This window comes from Streptomyces sp. NPDC002276, from assembly GCF_053891435.1.
On record NZ_JBSFCQ010000003.1, the window covers coordinates 153,474 to 170,037 of the forward strand.

Below are 16,564 nucleotides of genomic sequence, written 5' to 3' on the forward strand. Positions count from 1 at the left end.
GGCAGCGCAGATGATTCGCTCCCAGCGCTGGAAGGGTGCCGCGTTCACGGTGCCCTTCCAGCTCGGTTTCGTGTTCCTCTACCTGATACCGATCGGGTACGCCGTCTACGAGTCGCTGTTCGTGGAGCACCAGTCCGGGCTCGGTCTCGGCGGTTCCACGGAGAGGTTCTCCGGCCTGGACAACTACCAACAGGGCCTGACCGACTCGGCGTTCATGAACTCGGTACTGCGCGTGGTGCTGTTCGCCTGCGTGCAGATCCCGGTGATGCTGCTCGTCAGCCTGCTCCTCGCACTGTTCCTGGACGCGTTGTCGTCGAAGGTCGCGGGCCGCTTCCGCATCCTGCTCCTGGTGCCGTACATGATCCCCGGGGTGGTCGCGGCGATCGTGTGGATCAACCTGTACAGCCCGGACGTCGGCCCGTTGACCCCGTTGGGCAAGGTGTTCGGCCTGTCCTGGAACTTCTTCGCGCCCTCGATGGTGTGGCCGTCCATCGGCAACCTGCTGACCTGGCACGGCATCGGCTACAACATGGTCATCATCTACTCGGCGCTCCAGGGCGTGCCCCGCGACCTCTTCGAGGCGGCCCGGCTCGACGGCGCCTCCGAGTTCCGGGTCGCGACGAGCATCAAAATCCCTTACGTACGAGGGGCGTTGGTGCTGACCGGCATGCTCTCGATCATCCAGATGCTCCAGATCTTCAACGAGCCGGCGCTGTTCCGGAACGTCACCCCGCAGACGGTGAACGACAGCTTCACCCCGATCATGATCATCTACAACCAGGCGTTCAACGCGGGCAACTACCACTACGCGGCGGCCCTTTCGGTCCTCCTCGCCCTCATCCTCGGCCTCGCCTCCTTCCTCTTCTACCGGCTCACCGCGAAGGAGGCCGACTGATGACTCTCACCGAAGAGCGCCGGAAGGCACAGCAGGTCCGCCGCCTCAACAAGCCCGATCCGGCGGCCCGTTCACGCGGCGGCCAGCGCTTCCTGCTCGTCGGACTTGTCCTGGCCAGCGCCTACAGCCTGTTCCCGGTGTGGTGGCTGATCGTCGCCGCCACCAAGAACCGCACGGGCCTCTACCAGAGCAACGGCCTGTGGTTCTCCGGCATGCACCTGTGGGAGAACCTGCGTCAGGTCTTCACCTACGAGAACGGCATCTTCCTGCGCTGGACCGCCAACTCGTTCCTCTACGCGGGCGTCGGCTCCCTGGGCGGCACCCTCATCGCGCTCGCCACGGGCTACGGCCTCGCGCGCTTCGAATTCCCGGGCCGCAGCGCGGTGTTCGCGTGCGTGGTGGGCTCGTTCCTCATCCCGATCGCACTGCTCACACTGCCGCTGTACCTGATGTTCTCGAAGATCGGCCTGGTCGACACCCCCTGGGCGATGCTGATCCCCTGCCTGATCAACCCGTTCAGCGTCTACCTCGCCAAGGTGTACACCGAGGCCACGATCCCCTTCGAACTCCTGGAAGCGGCCCGTCTGGACGGCGCGGGCGAACTCCGCATCTTCGTCAGCATCGTGCTGCGGATGATGACGACGGGCGGCGCCACGGTCTTCCTGCTCGCGTTCGTGAACACCTGGAACGCCTTCTTCCTGCCCCTCACCGTGCTGCGCGGCGAGAACAACTGGACCCTCAACATCGGCCTCTACAACTGGTCGGGAAAACGCCTGGAGTCGGGCGTCGACCTCACCAGCCTGGTCCTGACCGGCGCACTGCTGTCGATCGTGCCCATGGCCGTGATGATGGTCGCGATGCGGCGGTACTGGCGCACGGGCGTCACCCTGGGAGCCCTCAAGTGACCTTGCTGCACAACCCCGTTGTCCGCGGTTTCGCCCCCGACCCCTCGATGGTCAGGGTGGGCGACTGGTACTACGTGGCGACCAGTTCCTTCGAGTGGTTCCCGACGATCCCGATCCACCGCTCGCGCGACCTCGCGCACTGGGAGTACGCGGGCCACGTCCGTGGAGCGGTCCCCGGCGAGTCGCTGGCGGGCGTCCCGGACTCGGGCGGCATCTGGGCACCCTCGCTGAGCTGGGACGGCGAACGCTTCTGGATGACGTACTCGATCGTCCGCTCGGTCGGCACGCCGTACTTCGACACCGACACCTACGTCACCACGGCCACGGACATCGGCGGGAAGTGGACCGTTCCACAACGGGTCGAGAGCCACGGTTTCGACCCGGCGCTGTTCCACGACGAGGGCCGACTGTGGCTCCTCAACCTCCAGAACGACCACCGCCCCGGCGGCCGGCGCTTCGCGGGGATCGTCGCGACCGAGTTGGACCGGGACACGCTCGCTCCAGCGGGCCCGACCCATCTCCTGCTCCAGCACGAACGGCTCGTCGAGGGACCGAAGTTGGTGCGGCGCGGCGACTGGTACTACCTGCTGCTCGCGGAGGGCGGCACCGGGTTCGAGCACGGGGTGCTGGTGGCGCGCGGCCGTACGGTCACCGGTCCGTACGAGGTCGACGACCGTCCACTGCTGACATCCCGGGACGATCCGTCGGTTCCCTTGCAGAAGGCGGGACACGGCGAGCTGGTCGAACTGCCGCGCGGTGACTGGGTGTTGAGCCACTTGACGGCACGACCGGTCCAGACCCCCGCCGGACCTCGGTGCACGCTGGGCCGGGAGACGGCGGTCCAGGCGATGACCTGGGACGCGGACGGCTGGCCGAGGCTGCGGGACGGGGGGTGGCACCCGGCGGAGGAGGTCGCCGTGCCGACGCGCCCCGCCACACCACCCGACCAAGTCGCGTACTCCGAAGGGCCGTTGGGGTGGCCTTGGAACGGTCCACGCGGATACCCCGACCCGTCCTGGGCCGACGCCACCACCCGCCCCGGCTGGATCCGGCTGCGCGGGCGGCACGGGCCGGAGTCGCGGTGGGCGCACAGTCTGCTGGCGCAACGGTTCACGGAGCATCGGGCGGAGGTCGAAGTCACCGTCGAGGCAAGGCCGTCGACGTTCACGCAGGCGGCGGGGCTGGTGCTCTGGTACGGCGCCGACGCGTATTTCGGCCTGGACCTGACGTGGGCGGAGCCCGAGGGTGAGGGGCAGCGGGGTCAGCAGTGGCGGGGTGACGGCGGGCGTACGGTGCTGCGGCTGGTGGAGCGGGACGAGGATGTCACGCGTGAAGTGGCCGTTGTCGAGGTCGAGTTCGGGGCGCCGGTGACGCTGGGGGCGACGGTCGACGGTGCCGACGCGCGGTTCTGGTATGTCCGTGACGGCGAACGCGTGCCGGTGGGACCGGTGTTGGACTTCGGTCGGCTCTCGGACGACCACGGCTCGCGGCTGCGTTTCACCGGGGCGATGGCCGGGATCCATGCCGTGGATCTCGTCGGGGCGGAGTTCACCGCCGACTTCGGCGGCTTTCGCCTGGAGTGCACCCCGCCGCGCTGAGCTGTTCGGGGTTTCGAAAGATCAGGTCGCCGTCATCACGTGAATTCCCTGGTCTTCCCGCCGTGTTGACGCGCACCTATCGTAGGAAGCGCTTTCTGATCGGTTGGTGGTCGGGCCGTGGGACAGCGCTGGTCGAAACTTTCGATGGCCCTCGGGCGGGCTGGAGAGGTGGTTCCCGATGGTCCGTGCGGGGAGCGCGAGCATGACGGCAGGGCCGACGCTGGCGGTCGTGGCCCGTGAGGCGGGGGTGTCCGTGCCGACGGCGTCGAAGGTGGTCAACGGCCGGGAGGACGTGGCGCCGGAGACCCGGCGGCGGGTGACGGAGGCGCTGGAGCGGCTCGGTTATGTGCGCAGGCCGCGCTTCGACGCGAACAAGGCACCGGGTCTTGTCGACCTGGTCGTGCACTCGTTGGACAGTTCCTGGTCGGGGGCGGTGCTGCACGGGGTGGAGGAGGCCGCGTACGAGGCCGGGCTTGAGGTGGTGGTGTCGGCCGGGCTGACCCGGACGCGGGCCGACCGGCCCGAACGGGGCTGGCTGGACAAGCTGGTCGGCAGGGGATCCTCCGGAGTCCTGTTCAATCTGGCCGAGTTGACGCCGTCGCAGTACGCGTGGCTCGACCAGCACCGGATCCCGTTCGTGATGATCGACCCGGTGCGGGAGCCGCCGCCGGGTGTCGCGTCGGTCGGCGCGGCCAACTGGCACGGTGGGGTGACGGCGACCGAGCATCTGCTGTCCCTGGGCCACGAACGGATCGCGGTGATCGCCGGTCACCGGCACAAGATGTGCAGCAGCGCCCGCGTCGCCGGCTACCGCTCCGCGCTGGCCTCCGCCGGGGTATCCGTGCGCCCGGACTACATCCGCCACGGCGGCTTCGACCAGGCCATGGCCCGCACCCGGATGCGCGAACTCCTCGACCTGCCCGAGCCGCCGACGGCGGTCTTCGTCTGCTCCGACCGTATGGCGCTCGGGGTCTACGAGGCCCTGACGGAACGGGAGTTGAGCGTGCCGGACGACATCAGCGTGGTCGGCTTCGACGACCTGCCCGAGGCCCGCTGGGTGACTCCGGCGCTGACCACGGTCCGGCAGCCGCTGTCGGAGATGGCGGCCACGGCGCTCCGGCTCCTGGTCCGCATGATGGACGGCGACCGGCCGGAGAGCACGCGGACGGAGTTGTCGACGCGGTTGGTGGAGCGGGCCAGTACGGGGGTGCCGCGGGGCTGAGAGCTGCCCCGTAGTGGTCGCGTCAGCTCTGGGTCAGCGGCCAGACCGCCGCCGGATCGCAGTGGGCCGGACATGCCAGCAGGTAGACCTCGTTGCCGAGAAACAGCCCGTAGACGTCGGCGCCGCCGCTGTAGGGCTGCTCCGGCTGCCCGGGGCGGACGGCGAAATCCATGTTCGCCGGGACCTCGCAGAGATACACCAGATCGGCGCCGCACGCGCACGTGCAGTGCTCGGGATACTGCGCCCAGGACGGTGTGCCACCCACCTTGAACGTCTGGGCTCCGACCCCTTCCGCGTCCGGGGTGTCCGTGAAGGGGCGCAGCGTCAACGGCAGGGCGCGCAGGGACGGTTCGGTCCCCGCCGCCGGCAGCGTCGCGCGACGCTGGAGCAGCACGCGCCAGAACGGGCCCGGGTACGGCGGCTGCGGAGCGTCCCAGTACCGGGGTATGAGCCGACCGTCGGCCATCTCGGGGAAGGTCGCGTCGTTGTGCGCACGGCAGTGGAAGACCAGCAGGTGGTCGCCGCCGAAAGTCTCCACGTCCGGGGGTATGTCCAGCTGGAAGTACAGGACGAGCCGCTCGCCGCAGAAACACTCGGGCCATGACTGGCCTTCGTCGAGGTAGGGCCGACCGCCGACCGAGTTCCGGTTCGGCTCGTCGAGCGGCTCGGATCCGACCTCGACCAGATGAGCGGACACCTTCGTCATCCCCCGTTCTTCCCCGGCCGCGCCGCCCAGTTGATCCCGCCCAGCAGATGCGCGCGGAAGTCCGGGTCGTCGTACGCCTCCGCCGCGTGGCCGAGGGCCGTGTAGAAGACCCGGCCCGCGCCCTTCTCGTGGCACCACGCCAGGGGGTGGTCGGCGCCCATCCCGCCGCCCTCGTAGGAGGATTCGTCGGCGGTGAGGAGGACGTGTGTCGAACTCCGCGGGTTGGTGCGGAAGTCGTACCACTCGTCCGTGAACCGCCATACGGCGGGCAGGTGTTGGGTGGCCGGATGGGTACGGTCCTCGATCACGGCCCTGCCGGGCTGGTGGGCGGGGTGCCGGTCGAAGCGGGCGCCGAGGAGGTCGCCGTAGTACGGCCAGTCGTACTCGGTGCAGGCCGCCGCGTGGACGCCGACGAAGCCGCCGCCCGACTCGACGTAGGACGCGAGGTGTTCGCGGCCCGCCGGGGTGAGTACCTCGCCGCTGGTGGAGAGGAAGACGACGGCCGCGTAGTCGTCCAGGGGGTGTTCGAAGGCGGCCGGGTCCTCCGTGGCGGTCACCTCGAAGGGGCCGAGGGCGCGCAGGGCGGTCACCGCGGCCGGGATGGAGTCGTGGCGGTAGGCGGTGGTGCGGGTGCAGACCAGGAGGCGGGGTGCGGCAACAGCCATACGGGGCAGCCTATTTCACTCCGCGCGCTCAACCGCCCGACCCCGCGCTGTCGCCGAACTCCCTGGGCGGGAGGACCACGGCGAGTTCGCTCTTGTACGGGCGGCGCAGCGACCGGGCCGACTCGCGCAGGACCTCGCGGCTCACCTTGCCCTGCTCGGCGGCGATGTGCACGAGGTGGCCCTTCGCCGCCATCACGTACTCGGCGTCTCCCCCACCTGTGCGGTACCAGGCGTTCCCGTCGCGTACACAGGTCATGTGCTCGGTGGTCACCGCCTGCGTCGTGCAGTTCGCGTCGGTCATCGTGCCGGGCTCCACACGCAGGTTGATCACAGCACCGTTCTTCGGCGATATGTACGCCACGGAGAGACCGACGTCCGAGACGCCCACCGACTGCTCGGCGAGGGTGAATCCGGGCGGGTCGATGACGTAGACAAGGTCGGGGTCGAAGCCCAACGTCCTTGCGCGGGCGGCGATTTCGGCAGACGTCGCCGGGGTCGGGGAAGTGGAAGGGGAGGACGAGGTCTTCGGGGTTCCGGTACCGGCGCCCGACTTCTCGGTACCGCAGCCGACCATCAGCGCGGGCAGCAACAGCAATAACGGCAGGACGCGCACGGCACGGATCATGGGGCCATCCTGCCGTACACCGCGTAGCCTTGGTGGGGATGAATGCCATTCCCGCACACCTGGACCATCTCGTCCTCGCGACCCCCGAACTCGCGGCGACAGTCGCCGACTTCACTTCGCGCACGGGTATCGCACCGGTGGCCGGTGGTGTCCATGTCGGGCTCGGTACCCGCAACTACCTGGTGTCTCTCGGCGGTTCGCGCTACCTGGAGATCCTCGGTCCCGACCCGGAGCAGGCCGAGCCGTCGGGGCCGCGGCCGTTCGGTGTCGACGGGCTGTCCGGCGCGCGGACCGTGACCTGGGCGATCAGTCCGCCCGATCTGGACGCGGCGGTCGCGGCGGCCCGCGCCCAGGGGTACGACCCCGGGCCCGTGCGGGCGATGAGCCGCCGCCGCCCCGACGGCACGCTGCTGGAGTGGCGGCTCACGGACGGGGACACGGCACACCCTTCCGGTCTGGTGCCGTTCCTGATCGACTGGAGCGCGTCGCCCCATCCGACCGCCTCGGACCTGCCCGTCGCGCCCCTGCTGGAGCTGGCGGCGACCGCCCCGGCACCGGACGAGATCCGCCCGCTGCTCTCCGCCGTGGGCGTGGAGCTGGCGCTGACCGAGGGCCCGGTGGCGCTCTCCTTCACGCTGGACACGCCTCGTGGGGCAGTGACCTTCGGCTGAGGGCGGAGGTGTCCGATTCGTTCAAGACCGGGCGCCGAGGCTCCGCCTACCGTGGTCGTATGACTCCACGATTTGACGCGATCGGGCTGGTCGTCTCCGACATGGCCGCCTCTGTCGCCTTCTACCGTCTGCTCGGGTTCGGCTTCCCCGAGGCTGCCGAGGACCAGCCGCATGCCGAGGCCCAACTCCCCGGTGGGCTACGGCTGTTGCTGGACACGGAGGACACCGTCCGCTCGTTCCACGCGGGTTGGCGGCCGCCCACCGGGGGCAGCGGCCGGGCCGCGCTCGCCCTGCTCTGCGACGACCCCGCCGAAGTCGACCGGGTCTACGAGGAGTTGGTGGGCGCCGGGCACCACGGGGAGCTCAAGCCGTGGGACGCGTTCTGGGGGCAGCGGTACGCCGTCGTGCACGATCCCGACGGCAACGGAGTGGATCTCTTCGCACCGCTGAGCCCTGCCTAGCCGCTCCGGCCGAGCAGCTGCCCCAGCGGCATCCCCGCCAACTCCCTGACGTCCCGGGCGAGATGGGCCTGGTCCGCGTAGCCGGAGCGGGCCGCCGTCTCCGCGAAGGGGACTCCGGCGCGGGCCAGTGCGAGGGCGCGTTGGAGGCGCAGCACCCGGGCCAGGGTCTTGGGGCCGTAGCCGAAGGCGGCCAGTGAGCGGCGGTGCAACTGGCGGGCGCCCAGGCCGAGTTCGTCCGCGGTGGCGGCGACGGGGCGGCCGGTGTCGAGGGCCGCCACGAGGTGTCGTAGCAGCGGGTCGGGTGGGGGTGCGTGCGCGGCGCGTTCCAGTGCCAGGGCCTCCAGTGCGGTCGTCGGGTCGGGGGCCGTGGCGAGGCGGGCGTGCAGGCGTCGTACCGTCGCGGCGGGCCAGAGGTCGGTGAGGTCGACTCGGAGGTCGCGGAGTTCGTGGGCGGGAACGCCCAGATAGGTGGGGGCGGTGCCGGGGGCGAAGCGGAGGCCGGCCCAGTGGGCGGGTTCCGTCCCGGGGACGTACGCGCGGGTGTCGGGGCCGGCGACCAGCAGGCGGCCCTCGTTCCAGAGGAGGTCCATGCAGCCGTCGGGCAGGACGGGGTGGACCGGGGTCGAGACGGGGTTCTCCATGGTGCGGGTCCACACCACCGCGCCCGGCAGCCGCGATGCCCTCTCCGCGTACATGCAGGCCAGGCTACGCCGACCGCGTCCGGTGCTCCTGCGGGCTGACGCCGTAGACCCGTTTGAAGGCGCTGGAGAGCGCGAACGCGCTGCCGTAGCCCACGTCCCGCGCGATCGCGGCGATCGTGTCGTCCGTGTCGCGGAGGCGGTCCGCGGCGAGGGCGAGGCGCCAGGCGGTGAGGTAGGACATCGGGGGTTCGCCGACCAGGTCGGTGAAGCGGCGGGCCAGGGCCGCGCGGGAGACGGCGGCCTTGGCGGCGAGGGAGGCGACCGTCCAGGGGTGGGCGGGGTCGTCCTGGAGGAGGCGCAGGACCCTGCCGACCACCGGGTCCGCCTGGGCGCGGTACCAGGCCGGGGCCTCCGCCTCCGGGCGGGAGAACCAGGCCCTCAGGGCGGCGATGACCAGGAGGTCCAGGAGGCGGTCCAGGACGACTTCCTGGGCGGGTTCGTCGCGGACGATCTCCTCCATGAGGAGGGGCGTGAGCGGGCACTCCCAGACCTCGGAGGGGAGGGAGAGCAGGGGTGGCAGCGCGTCCAGGAGACGCCCGTTGATCTCGCCGCGCATGAGGTACGTGCCGATGAGCATCACCGTGGACCCTTCCAAACGGTCGCCCCAGGTGCGGACGCCGAGGTCCATCGAGCCCTTCAGGGACGTGCCGTCGGGGTAGCTGCACTCGCCGCCGGGCAGGATCAGCGCCTGCGGGGGTGTGTCCGGGGCGTCGCCGCAGGTGTACGGGTCGGGGCCGCGCGCTATGGCGAGGTCGCCGGCCCGGAGGTGTATCCGCTCCCCCGTCTCGGGAGTGACGCAGGCGTCGCCGCGGACCATGAGCATGACCGTCAGGGGTGCGCGGTCCTCGATGCGCAGGGCCCACGGCGGGTCGAAGCACGCGCGGATCATGAAGGCGCCACGCGCGCGTGGACCCTCAAGAAGGCCTGACAGGGCGTCCATGCGGCCAGCGTAGACGCGCGCTTATGGGAATGAGCCGTTCAGCGATGGTCCGTGCCCGCGCGCGGGCGTTGACTGGACGGCATGACAGAGAACGCACGGGACATGACGATGGTGGTGACGGGCGCTTCGGGTCGTACCGGGCGCCGGGTGGCGGAGGCGGCGCGGGCCGCGGGACTGACCGTACGGGAGGCTTCGCGGGCGCAGGGCTTCGACTGGTTGGACCGGTCCACGTGGGCGGACACCCTGCGGGGCGCCGATGCCGCGTACCTGGTGTATCCCTCGGACGTCGGGGCGCTGGACGCGCCCGGCGCGGTGGGGATGTTCGCGCACGAGGCGGTCTCGCTGGGCGTACGGCGGCTGGTGCTGCTGTCCTCGCGGGGCGAGGAGCGGGCGCGGCCGACCGAGGAGGCGCTGCGCGGGTCGGGGGCGGACTGGACGGTCGTACGGGCCGCGTGGTTCGCGCAGAACTTCAGCGAGGGACCGCTGGTGGAGGGGCTGCGGGAGAGCGGGGAACTGGTGTTCCCGGCCGGTGAGGTGCGGGAGCCCTTCGTCGACGTACGGGACATCGCGGACGTGGTGGTGGCCGCGGTGACGGCCGGGGACCGGTATGCCGGGCAGGCGCTCACGGTGTCCGGGCCGCGGCTGCTGACCTTCGGGGAGGCGATCGCGGAGATCTCCGAGGCGGCGGGGCGGGCGTTGACGTACCGGGCGGTGTCGGCCCGTCAGTACGGGGACGAGCTGGCCGGGTTCGGGGTGCCGGACGGGGAGGTCGAGTTCCTGGTGGAGCTGTTCGAGTCGCTGCTCGACGGGCGGAACTCGTATCTCTCGGACGGGGTTCAGGAGGTGTTGGGGCGTGAGCCGCGCGACTTCGCGGAGTTCGCGCGGGAAGCCTCGGCGGCGGGCGTCTGGAAGGTGTGAGCGGGCGTCTGGAAGCTGTAGCGGAGCGTTACTTCACCGGTCCCGGGGTGTCTCCGCCGCTCTTGTGGGTGCTCTTGGCGTGCGTGCTCTTCGCGTGCGTGCGCAGTCGGGACGTGACGTCCTCGGGGGGCAGGAAGCGGGACCAGCGTTCCGGGAACTCGGAGGGCATGTCGCCGTCTTCGGGGTCGTCGAAGTCCTCGTCGTCCTCGCCGCCCTGGGTGCGGGCGGCGGCCATGCGGGCGACGTACTCGGCGGCCTGCTCCTCGTGCCTGCGTTCGTTGGCGGCGCGGGCGGCGGCCGTCGCGGCGGCCGGCCAGACCCGGTCGATGGCCGCGTTGACGGCGGCCCCGACGAGTACGGCGAACGCGGACACGCCGATCCACAGCAGTACGGCGACGGGCGCGGCGAGGGAGCCGTAGATGGTGGGGCCCTCGACCGTGCCGGTGAGGTAGATGCGCAGGAGGTAGCTGCCGAGGACCCACATGGCGAGGGCGACCAGGGAGCCGGGCACGTCCTCGATCCACGGGGAGCGGACGGGGACGGAGACGTGGTACAGCGTCGTGAGGAAGACGACGGACAGGACGATGACGACCGGCCAGTACAGGACCTGTACGACCGTCTCCGACCAGGGCACGACCTTCACCACGGCGTCCGGTCCCGCGACCATCAGGGGCAGCGCGACCGAGCCGATCAGCAGGGCCGCGATGAACAGGACGAAGGACACGATCCGGGTCTTGACGAGGCCGCGTACGCCGTCGAGGCCGTACATCACGGTGATGGTGTCGATGAAGACGTTGACCGCGCGGGAGCCCGACCAGAGGGCGAAGAGGAAGCCGATGGAGATGACGTCGGGACGGCCGCCCTTCATGACGTCGTGCAGGATCGGCTGGGCGATCTCGTGGACGCCCTTGTCGGTCAGGACGGTGCGGGACGCCTCCAGGATGTTGTTCTCCAGGCCGGCGATGCTGTGCGCGCCGGTCCAGCTGTCGACGTAGCCGAGCAGGCCGATGAGGCTCAGCAGGAGCGGCGGGACGGACAGCAGCGTGAAGAACGCGGCCTCGGCCGCGAGGCCCAGGATGCGGTACTCCATGCAGGAGTTGACGGTGTCCTTGACCAGCAGCCAGGCGGTCCTGCGCTTGGAGACGTTCCGGTAGAGGGCACGCGCCCGGTGGAACCGGCCGGTGGGCCGCTCGGGGGTTTCACTTGCTGACTGCACGCCCTAAAGGTATCCGCCGTGCCGGGATGCACTCATCCCCCGGGGGCGTCGGCCGGGACAGGGTGCCTGCCCACCGGCCGTGTCATGCTCGCGCTGGCCGAAACTTTTCGGTCCGGAATTCGAATTGGCATTCGAGATTTTAATGGTTGTTTTGGAGAGCTTCCCGGTGAGGACTTCGTCCGTCAATCATGATTGACCTTCCCCGCGCCTCGTGAAGTCGAAAAAGCGCCATTGCCCAAAACGGCCTTGACCCGTTCCGGAATGTCCAGAAATAATCCGGACTGCATTCGTTGCGCGCGTTGGGACGACGTCAGCGCACACGACTCGGGGGAATCACATTGGGTCCATGACCAGGACCCCGTCCCAGAAATTCACTTTCACCCCACCCGTTTCGCGTGTGCCGTTTTCGTCTTTGGCGATTTTGGCAATTCAAAGACAATGATCAGCACCAAGGAGCCACGTGGTGGGAAAACCCGGCACCGGCACCGAGACCGTTCTCGCAGAGGTCCTGGCCGGTGTCGTACGCAAGGAAGCAATACCGCTCGACAGTCACTTCTTCGACGACCTGGGCGCCAACTCGCTGGTGATGGCGCACTTCTGCGCCCGGGTCAGGAAACGCGACGATCTCCCGTCGGTCTCGATGCGGGACGTCTACGGCCATCCGACGATCCGTAGTCTCGCGGCGGCCCTCGCCGACACCGACGAGCCTTCCGAGCCGGCCGTCGCGGAGCCTCCGCCGCCCGGCAGCACGGCCCGCTATCTGTTGTGCGGGTTGATTCAGTTCCTTGTATTCGCGGTGTACTGCGCACTCGCCGGACTTGTCACGGGCCGCGGCTACGAATGGGTTTCCGGCGGTTCCGGAGTGGCACAGGTTTATCTGCGTTCCGCGATATTCGGCGGCGCGGTGTTCATCGGTGTGTGCACGGTGCCGGTGGTGGCCAAGTGGGTACTCGTCGGCCGCTGGAAGGAGACCGAGTTCCCGGTCTGGAGCCTCGCCTATGTCCGGTTCTGGACGGTCAAGGCGCTGCTGCACGCCAACCCGATGATCCTGTTCGCCGGCAACCCGCTGTACGTCCTCTACCTGCGCGCCCTCGGCGCCCGGATCGGCAGGGGCGTCACGATCCTGTCCCACTCCGTCCCGGTCTGCACCGACCTGCTGACCATCGGCGACGGAACGGTCATCCGCAAGGACTCCTTCTTCCTCTGCTACCAGGCGCACGCCGGCCGTATCCGCACCGGCCGGGTCACGCTCGGCAGCGGGGTGTACGTCGGCGAGAAGACGGTCCTCGACATCGGCACCACCATGGGCGACGGAGCCCAACTCGGCCACTCCAGCGCCCTGTACGACGACGCGCGGGTCCCGGCGGGCGGGCGCGTGCACGGCTCACCGGCCGTCGCCACTGACGTCGACCACGTCCGCGTCCCGGCGGCGAACTGCTCCACGGCGCGGCGCTTCGGCTACGGCCTGGGCGCGCTCCTTCAGATGCTGGTGGTCTACGTCCCGCTCGCGCTCGGCGGTACCTACATGGTGCTGACGGTGGTACCGGCCCTGGACCACCTGCTCGACCCAGGCAAGAAGGACCTCAACTCGGCCCGCTTCTACGGCGAGGCGCTGGGTCTGTCACTGGTGGCGTTCGTCGCCTTCGTGGTGCTCGGCTTCGCCTCCGTCTCCCTGCTGCCGAGGCTGCTCCGGCCGCTGCTGCGCCCGGACCGGGTGTATCCGCTGTACGGCTTCCACTACTCGGTGCAGCGCGCGGTGGCCCGCCTGACCAACCTGAAGTTCTTCAAGTGGCTGTGCGGCGACAGCTCGTACATCGTCGGCTATCTGAAGGCCATCGGCTACGACCTCGGCGAGGTGGAGCAGACCGGCTCCAACTTCGGTACGGAGGTGCAGCACGAGACGCCGTATCTGGCCAGTGTGGGAAGCGGCACGATGGTCGCGGACGGTCTGTCGATCGTCAACGCGGACTTCTCCAGTACGTCGTTCCGGCTGACCCGGGCCTCGATCGGGCCGCGCAACTTCCTGGGCAACAACATCGCCTACCCCTCCGGGGGCCGCACCGGCGACAACTGCCTGCTCGCCACGAAGGTGATGGTGCCGCTCGACGGCGAAGTCCGGGAGGGCGTGGGCCTGTTGGGCTCGCCGTGCTTCGAGATCCCGCGCTCGGTGGAGCGGGACAGCCGCTTCGACCATCTGCGCGAGGGCGACGAGCTGAAGCGCCGGCTGACCCTGAAGAACCGCGCCAACCTGCGCTCGATGGGCCTGTATCTGTTCGTGCGCTGGCTGCACTGGTTCGTGCTCACCGTCATCGGCTTCACCGCCGTCGACCTGTACGGGGGCGAGGGCATCGGCGGGGGGCTGCTGATCGGCGCGTCCCTGATGCTCGGGCTCGGCTTCACCGCCGGGTACTACGTGCTGGTGGAGCGCCTGGTCGGCGGATTCCGGCCGCTGGAAGCCAAGTTGTGCTCGATCTACGACCCGTACTTCTGGTGGCACGAGCGGCTGTGGAAGGTGCCGGACCACTACATCCAGGTGTTCAACGGGACGCCGTTCAAGAACCTGATCTGGCGGCTGCTGGGCGTACAGATGGGGCGGCGGGTCTTCGACGACGGTGCCTACATCACCGAGCGCACGCTCACCGCGATCGGCGACGACTGCACGCTGTCGGCGCACACCAAGGTGCAGTCCCACTCGCAGGAGGACGGCACGTTCAAGTCCGAACTCATCACCATCGGCGACGGCTGCACCCTCGGGGTGGGTGCGCTCGTGCACTACGGGGTGTCGATGGGCGACGGGGCCGTACTCGCCGCCGACTCGTTCCTGATGAAGGGCGAGGAGATGCCCGCGCTGTCGCGGTGGGGCGGAAATCCGGCGGTGGCCCAGCGCGGCGCCGTCAAGCAGGTGTCCGCCTGACGGCCTGGCCGCAGGGGGAAGGAAACAGGGGGGAAGAGAAAGATGGAGATCATTCCGCGGTGGACGCTCGCTCCGGTGCCCGGTGTGGCGGAGCACGAAGTGTCCCTGCCCGAAGGGCTGTTGATCGAGCCCGCGGCTGTGAAGGCCGCCCATGCGACCGTGCTCGCCGCGCTCTCCGGGGAGAGCGTCGAGGAGGACCCGGCGTTGCAGGTGAGCGTCACGGGCCGCACGCTGCGACTGCGGTACCGCACCGATGTCCTGGACGCCGAGGCCGCCGCCCGTGTCGCGGGCTACCACGTCACGGTCCTCACCGATCCGAAGCGGACGAGCCTGCTGTCCGAGGCCGAAGTCCGGTTCCAGTTGGAGGAGTTGGCGGGTCCGCGCCGTGAACTGCCGGACCGGCGGGTGCACGAGCTGTTCGAGGACATGGTGGAGGTGTGCCCGGACGCGGTCGCCGCCGTGCGGGGCGACCGGAGCTGGACCTACCGGGAGCTCAACTCCCGCGCGAACCAGCTGAGTCGGGCACTGCTGACCCGCGGTCTGACCCGCGAGGGTGTGGTCGCCGTGGTGCTGGAGCGCGACCTCGACTGGATGGCCGCCGTACTGGCCGTGTTCAAGGCGGGCGGGGTCTATCTCCCCGTCGAGCCGCACTTCCCGGCCGACCGCGTGGCGCGGGTGCTGGAGCGCGCCGGGTGCGAGCTGGTGCTGACCGAGCACGGCAGCGACGGTTCGCTGGCCGCGCCGGACCGCACCCTCTACGTAGACGAGGCCTACGCCGAGGGGCATCCGGACGGGAACCCCGGGATCGAGGTCACGCCCGGTCAACTCGCCTACATCTACTTCACGTCGGGCTCCACGGGTGAGCCCAAGGGCGCGATGTGCGAGCACGCGGGGTTCGTCAACCACGTCTTCGCCAAGCTGGACGACCTGGGGATCGGGGCCGGGCAGGTGGTCGCCCAGACCGCTCCCCAGTGCTTCGACATCTCGCTGTGGCAGCTGGTCTGCGCGCCGCTCGTGGGCGGGCGGACGCTGCTGGTCGAGCAGGACGTGATCCTGGACGTGCCGCGGTTCGTCGACACGGTCGAGGCGGGGCGGGTCAACGTGCTCCAGGTCGTGCCGTCGTATCTGGAGGCCGTACTGGCCGAGTTGGAGCGGCAGCCGCGTCAACTCCCGGACCTGCGGTGTGTGTCGGTCACCGGGGAGGCCGTGAAGAAGGAGCTGGTGGAGCGCTGGTTCGCGGCGCGGCCCGGGGTGCGGCTGGTCAACGCCTATGGCCTGACCGAGACTTCGGACGACACCAACCACGAGGTGATGGACCGGGCACCGGACGGGCCCCGGGTGCCGCTCGGCCGGCCGGTGGGCAATGTGCGGGTGTACGTCGTCGACGAGGACCTGGTGCCGGTGCCGCTGGGGGCGCCCGGCGAGATCGTGTTCTCCGGTGTGTGCGTGGGCCGGGGGTACGTCAACGATCCCGAGCGGACGGCGGCGGCCTTCACCGAGGACCCGTACCGGCCCGGTGAGCGGCTGTACCGCAGCGGCGACCACGGGCGCTGGCGTCCGGACGGCAAGTTGGAGTTCCTGGGGCGCCGGGACAGCCAGGTGAAGATCCGCGGCTTCCGCATCGAGATCGGCGAGATCGAGAACGCGCTGCTGCGGGTGGACGGGGTGCGGGACGGCGCGGTGGTCGTCGTACGCGGGACGCAGCTGGTGGCGTTCTGCACGGGTGCGCGGCCGGTGGAGGCCGACGCGGTGCGGGCCCGGCTGGCCGAGTCGCTGCCCGCGTACATGGTGCCGTCGGTCGTGCACTGGCGGGCGTCGCTGCCGCTGACCGCCAACGGCAAGACCGACCGCCGGACCCTCTCCGCGCTCGCCGGTGACCTGGACGCGGTCGGCGAGGGGCCCGGCACGCCCGCCGAGCGCCGGCTGGCCGACGCCTGGGCGGTGGTGCTGGGCATCCCGGCCGACCGGATCGGCCGCCAGGACCACTTCTTCGACCGCGGCGGCACCTCGCTGGCCGCGGTGAAGCTCGCGGTCGCCCTCGACCGGGCGATCAGCCTCAAGGACGTCACCCGACACCCGGTCCTCGCGGACCTGGCCGGACTGCTGGAACGGCCGGTCTCCTCCTGA

General features: G+C 70.1%; 15 protein-coding genes. 9 read left to right on the forward strand and 6 right to left on the reverse strand.

Annotated features, from left to right (window positions below):
- Nucleotides 1–10 precede the first annotated feature (10 nt).
- The 4 genes from ACWIHT_RS09805 to ACWIHT_RS09820 all read left to right on the forward strand — a co-directional run bounded on the left by ACWIHT_RS09805 (nucleotide 11) and on the right by ACWIHT_RS09820 (nucleotide 4,620).
- Complete coding sequence (locus ACWIHT_RS09805) at nucleotides 11–895, forward strand: carbohydrate ABC transporter permease (protein WP_456166282.1); 885 nt, start codon at nucleotides 11–13, stop codon at nucleotides 893–895.
- Nucleotides 895–1,800, forward strand: a complete 906-nt coding sequence (locus tag ACWIHT_RS09810; RefSeq protein ID WP_456166284.1) for a carbohydrate ABC transporter permease — start codon at nucleotides 895–897, stop codon at nucleotides 1,798–1,800. Before ACWIHT_RS09805 ends, ACWIHT_RS09810 begins: the two co-directional genes overlap by 1 nt.
- Nucleotides 1,797–3,398: a family 43 glycosylhydrolase gene (locus ACWIHT_RS09815; protein ID WP_456166286.1), complete on the forward strand. Its 1,602-nt coding sequence runs from the start codon at nucleotides 1,797–1,799 to the stop codon at nucleotides 3,396–3,398. The genes ACWIHT_RS09810 and ACWIHT_RS09815 overlap by 4 nt, the downstream gene beginning before the upstream one ends.
- Before the next feature lie 178 nt (nucleotides 3,399–3,576).
- Nucleotides 3,577–4,620 carry a LacI family DNA-binding transcriptional regulator gene (locus tag ACWIHT_RS09820; RefSeq protein ID WP_456166288.1) on the forward strand — a complete coding sequence of 348 codons (1,044 nt, stop codon included), beginning with the start codon at nucleotides 3,577–3,579 and terminating at the stop codon, nucleotides 4,618–4,620.
- 22 nt (nucleotides 4,621–4,642) lie between these two features.
- Here ACWIHT_RS09820 and ACWIHT_RS09825 read toward each other — a convergent pair whose 3' ends face one another.
- The 3 genes from ACWIHT_RS09825 to ACWIHT_RS09835 are packed head-to-tail and all read right to left on the reverse strand — an operon-like array spanning nucleotide 4,643 to nucleotide 6,616.
- On the reverse strand, nucleotides 4,643–5,326 hold the full coding sequence (locus ACWIHT_RS09825) for a hypothetical protein (RefSeq protein WP_456166290.1): 684 nt from the start codon (nucleotides 5,324–5,326) through the stop codon (nucleotides 4,643–4,645).
- Nucleotides 5,323–5,991 carry a ThuA domain-containing protein gene (locus ACWIHT_RS09830; protein ID WP_456166292.1) on the reverse strand — a complete coding sequence of 223 codons (669 nt, stop codon included), beginning with the start codon at nucleotides 5,989–5,991 and terminating at the stop codon, nucleotides 5,323–5,325. The genes ACWIHT_RS09825 and ACWIHT_RS09830 overlap by 4 nt, the downstream gene beginning before the upstream one ends.
- Before the next feature lie 28 nt (nucleotides 5,992–6,019).
- A complete protein-coding gene (locus ACWIHT_RS09835; RefSeq protein WP_456166294.1) occupies nucleotides 6,020–6,616 on the reverse strand; it encodes a hypothetical protein in 597 nt (198 codons plus the stop codon).
- A gap of 38 nt (nucleotides 6,617–6,654) precedes the next feature.
- Between ACWIHT_RS09835 and ACWIHT_RS09840 the strand changes: the two genes are divergently transcribed.
- The gene (locus tag ACWIHT_RS09840) at nucleotides 6,655–7,287 is read left to right on the forward strand and encodes a VOC family protein (protein ID WP_456166296.1); all 633 of its coding nucleotides are present in this window, start codon (nucleotides 6,655–6,657) and stop codon (nucleotides 7,285–7,287) included.
- Between the two features lie 59 nt (nucleotides 7,288–7,346).
- Nucleotides 7,347–7,748: a VOC family protein gene (locus ACWIHT_RS09845; protein WP_456166298.1), complete on the forward strand. Its 402-nt coding sequence runs from the start codon at nucleotides 7,347–7,349 to the stop codon at nucleotides 7,746–7,748.
- On the opposite strand, the gene ACWIHT_RS09850 is transcribed toward ACWIHT_RS09845, so the two are convergent.
- Nucleotides 7,745–8,443 (reverse strand): helix-turn-helix domain-containing protein, encoded by a 699-nt coding sequence (locus ACWIHT_RS09850; protein WP_456166300.1) that lies wholly within the window; start codon nucleotides 8,441–8,443, stop codon nucleotides 7,745–7,747. The two genes, ACWIHT_RS09845 and ACWIHT_RS09850, sit on opposite strands and share 4 nt — an antisense overlap.
- Nucleotides 8,444–8,453: 10 nt before the next feature.
- Nucleotides 8,454–9,389 (reverse strand): AraC family transcriptional regulator, encoded by a 936-nt coding sequence (locus tag ACWIHT_RS09855; RefSeq protein ID WP_456166302.1) that lies wholly within the window; start codon nucleotides 9,387–9,389, stop codon nucleotides 8,454–8,456.
- Nucleotides 9,390–9,470: 81 nt separating this feature from the next.
- Between ACWIHT_RS09855 and ACWIHT_RS09860 the strand changes: the two genes are divergently transcribed.
- Nucleotides 9,471–10,307, forward strand: coding sequence for an NmrA family NAD(P)-binding protein (locus tag ACWIHT_RS09860; RefSeq protein WP_456166304.1), 837 nt, complete (start codon nucleotides 9,471–9,473; stop codon nucleotides 10,305–10,307).
- A 28-nt stretch (nucleotides 10,308–10,335) separates the two neighbouring features.
- On the opposite strand, the gene ACWIHT_RS09865 is transcribed toward ACWIHT_RS09860, so the two are convergent.
- Nucleotides 10,336–11,523, reverse strand: coding sequence for a YihY/virulence factor BrkB family protein (locus tag ACWIHT_RS09865; RefSeq protein ID WP_456166306.1), 1,188 nt, complete (start codon nucleotides 11,521–11,523; stop codon nucleotides 10,336–10,338).
- Nucleotides 11,524–11,986: 463 nt separating this feature from the next.
- On the opposite strand from ACWIHT_RS09865, the gene ACWIHT_RS09870 reads away from it, so the two are divergent.
- Together ACWIHT_RS09870 and ACWIHT_RS09875 are read left to right on the forward strand one after the other, a co-directional pair.
- Complete coding sequence (locus ACWIHT_RS09870; protein WP_456167099.1) at nucleotides 11,987–14,437, forward strand: Pls/PosA family non-ribosomal peptide synthetase; 2,451 nt, start codon at nucleotides 11,987–11,989, stop codon at nucleotides 14,435–14,437.
- Nucleotides 14,438–14,479: 42 nt separating this feature from the next.
- Entirely contained in the window at nucleotides 14,480–16,564 is a 2,085-nt protein-coding gene (locus ACWIHT_RS09875; protein WP_456166308.1) for a non-ribosomal peptide synthetase, read from the forward strand.

What these genes read in the sequence shown, in the direction of transcription:
- ACWIHT_RS09805 (WP_456166282.1), top strand. Translation starts at nt 11, where the DNA reads ATGATTCGCTCCCAGCGCTGGAAGGGTGCCGCGTTCACGGTGCCCTTC.
- ACWIHT_RS09810 (WP_456166284.1), top strand. Translation starts at nt 895, where the DNA reads ATGACTCTCACCGAAGAGCGCCGGAAGGCACAGCAGGTCCGCCGCCTC.
- ACWIHT_RS09820 (WP_456166288.1), top strand. Translation starts at nt 3,577, where the DNA reads ATGGTCCGTGCGGGGAGCGCGAGCATGACGGCAGGGCCGACGCTGGCG.
- ACWIHT_RS09825 (WP_456166290.1), bottom strand. Translation starts at nt 5,326, where the DNA reads ATGACGAAGGTGTCCGCTCATCTGGTCGAGGTCGGATCCGAGCCGCTC.
- ACWIHT_RS09830 (WP_456166292.1), bottom strand. Translation starts at nt 5,991, where the DNA reads ATGGCTGTTGCCGCACCCCGCCTCCTGGTCTGCACCCGCACCACCGCC.
- ACWIHT_RS09835 (WP_456166294.1), bottom strand. Translation starts at nt 6,616, where the DNA reads ATGATCCGTGCCGTGCGCGTCCTGCCGTTATTGCTGTTGCTGCCCGCG.
- ACWIHT_RS09840 (WP_456166296.1), top strand. Translation starts at nt 6,655, where the DNA reads ATGAATGCCATTCCCGCACACCTGGACCATCTCGTCCTCGCGACCCCC.
- ACWIHT_RS09845 (WP_456166298.1), top strand. Translation starts at nt 7,347, where the DNA reads ATGACTCCACGATTTGACGCGATCGGGCTGGTCGTCTCCGACATGGCC.
- ACWIHT_RS09850 (WP_456166300.1), bottom strand. Translation starts at nt 8,443, where the DNA reads ATGTACGCGGAGAGGGCATCGCGGCTGCCGGGCGCGGTGGTGTGGACC.
- ACWIHT_RS09855 (WP_456166302.1), bottom strand. Translation starts at nt 9,389, where the DNA reads ATGGACGCCCTGTCAGGCCTTCTTGAGGGTCCACGCGCGCGTGGCGCC.
- ACWIHT_RS09860 (WP_456166304.1), top strand. Translation starts at nt 9,471, where the DNA reads ATGACAGAGAACGCACGGGACATGACGATGGTGGTGACGGGCGCTTCG.
- ACWIHT_RS09875 (WP_456166308.1), top strand. Translation starts at nt 14,480, where the DNA reads ATGGAGATCATTCCGCGGTGGACGCTCGCTCCGGTGCCCGGTGTGGCG.